Genomic DNA, 2,375 nt, shown 5'->3' with positions numbered 1-2,375 from the left:
GTCGCGCCGCGCCGCGACGAGCGCCGACTCGGCCGCGGCCGCCTGGGAGCGCGCGAGGTCGTCGGCGAGGTGCACGAACGCCCCCACGCGCTCGCCCACGCCGCGCGCGGCGTCGAGCGTCGCGTCGAGGACCTCGGTGGGGGACGTCTCGCCCGCGCGCAGGGACGCGGCCAGCGCGGTGGCGTCGAGCTCGAGCAGCTCCGCGGTCGTCATGCGCCGACCGTACGCGGCGCCGCCGGTCCGTGCCCAGCTTCGACGGGCGCACGTGAACGTCGGATGAAACCTCGGGGACACGGGTGTCAGGGGCTGGTGGTCGGAATCACAGGCGCGTAGTTTCGGCAGGGACGGGCGGCACCATCGTCGCCCTCCGGGAGGCCAGCCGATGGGGTTCACGCTCCGCTCAGGAGGGCCGGCACCGGCGCTGCTGAGCCGTGGCACCTGCGGCCCAGCGGCCGGTCGCCTGCCACACCCTGGAAGAGCACGGCGCCCGCGCGCCGGAGGGGAGCCTCCGTGGTCCGCACCTCACCCACCCCCCGCACCGGGTCGTCGCCGTCCGGCGAGACCGGGAGCACGACCCGCACGTTCGTCGTCGACACCTCGGTCCTCCTGAGCGACCCCAAGGCGATCGCCCGGTTCGCGGAGCACGACGTCGTCCTGCCGGTCGTCGTCATCACCGAGCTGGAGGCGAAGCGTCACCACGCGGAGCTCGGCTACTTCGCGCGCAGCGCTCTGCGCATGCTCGACGACCTGCGGGTCCAGCACGGGCGGCTCGACCAGCCGATCCCCGTCGGCGACGCCGGCGGCACGCTGCGCGTCGAGCTCAACCACACCGACCCAGCCGTCCTGCCCGCCGGCTTCCGTCTCGGCGACAACGACACGCGGATCCTGTCCGTCGCGGCGAACCTCGCGTCCGAGGGGCACGACGTCACGGTCGTGTCGAAGGACCTGCCGATGCGCGTCAAGGCGTCCGCCGTCGGGCTGCGTGCCGAGGAGTACCGCGCCGAGCTCGCCGTCGACTCCGGGTGGACGGGCATGAGTGAGATCGACCTGACGGACGAGCAGATGGCCGCCCTGTGGGAGCACGAGTCGCTCGAGCTCGCGACCCTCGACGCGCAGGTCGTCGAGGCGGCCGGCCCGCTGCACTGCCACACGGGGCTCGTCGTGCACTCCCCGCGCGGGTCCGCGCTCGGCCGGGTCACGGCCGACAAGCACGTGCAGCTCGTGCGCGGCGACCGCGAGGTGTTCGGCCTGCACGGCCGCTCCGCGGAGCAGCGCGTCGCGATCGACCTCCTGCTCGACGACAGCGTCGGCATCGTCTCGCTCGGCGGGCGCGCCGGGACGGGGAAGTCGGCGCTCGCGCTCTGCGCGGGGCTCGAGGCCGTCATGGAGCGGCGTCAGCACCGCAAGGTCGTCGTGTTCCGGCCCCTGTACGCCGTGGGCGGCCAGGAGCTCGGGTACCTGCCCGGCTCCGAGGCCGAGAAGATGAACCCGTGGGCGCAGGCGGTCTACGACACCCTCGGCGCGCTCGTCTCGCCGCAGGTGCTCGACGAGGTGATCGACCGCGAGATGCTCGAGGTGCTGCCGCTCACGCACATCCGCGGGCGGTCCCTGCACGACGCGTTCGTCATCGTCGACGAGGCGCAGTCCCTCGAGCGCAACGTGCTGCTCACCGTGCTGTCGCGGATCGGGCAGTCGTCGCGCGTCGTGCTCACCCACGACGTCGCGCAGCGCGACAACCTGCGGGTCGGCCGGCACGACGGCGTCGCGGCCGTCATCGAGGCGCTCAAGGGGCACCCGCTGTTCGCGCACGTCACGCTGACCCGCTCCGAGCGCTCGCCCGTCGCGGCGCTCGTCACGGAGATGCTGGAGTCGATCGAGGTCTGACCCCCGTCGGCGGGGTCTGGCCCCGTCCTACCGCGGACCCACCGCGGGCCTACCGCGGACCATCCTCGATGGCGGACGGTGCCGGCCGACGGTGGGCGTGCACGAGCACGACGGCGAGCACGCCCACCACGGCGCCGATCACCGTGCCGGCGGCGCGGTCCAGCGCGAGCGCGGCCGGCACGGCGGGGTGCGCGATCGACGTCATGAGCAGCGCCATGGGCGTGATTGTGAGCATCGCCAGGCCGTAGTGCCGCGCGACGACGACCTCGGTCACGATCTGCAGCGCGACGACGACGGCGGCCGTGCCCCAGAACCCCAGGGGAGCCGCGAGCAGCGGCCACGCGAGCACGGCGCCGGCGACCGTCCCCGCCCCGCGCTGCAACCCCCGGACCACGGCCGCCCGCGTCGAGTCGCCCTGCAGCACCGCGGTCGCGCCCATCGTCGCCCACGCCGCGTGACCGAGCCCGACGGCGCTCGCGGCGGCCCTGGCG

The 2,375-nt window shown here is 74.6% G+C and carries 2 protein-coding genes and 1 pseudogene; 1 reads left to right on the top strand and 2 read right to left on the bottom strand.

Going from position 1 to position 2,375, the window contains the following annotated elements:
• Window positions 1–213: pseudogene (locus JZ5iCDA_RS16885) on the bottom strand (amidase); the annotation flags it as partial.
• Window positions 214–510: 297 nt separating this feature from the next.
• Here JZ5iCDA_RS16885 and JZ5iCDA_RS16880 point away from each other — a divergent pair.
• A complete protein-coding gene (locus JZ5iCDA_RS16880) occupies window positions 511–1,884 on the top strand; it encodes a PhoH family protein (protein ID WP_069388172.1) in 1,374 nt (457 codons plus the stop codon).
• 49 nt (window positions 1,885–1,933) lie between these two features.
• Here JZ5iCDA_RS16880 and JZ5iCDA_RS16875 read toward each other — a convergent pair.
• On the bottom strand, window positions 1,934–2,375 hold a 442-nt coding region (locus JZ5iCDA_RS16875; protein ID WP_139123205.1), incomplete at its 5' end, for an FUSC family protein.

This window comes from Cellulosimicrobium cellulans, assembly GCF_001722485.1.
Classification (GTDB): domain Bacteria; phylum Actinomycetota; class Actinomycetes; order Actinomycetales; family Cellulomonadaceae; genus Cellulosimicrobium; species Cellulosimicrobium cellulans_A.
The sequence above is the reverse complement of the archived record's forward strand: the minus strand, read 5'-3'. Positions and strand labels throughout refer to the sequence as shown.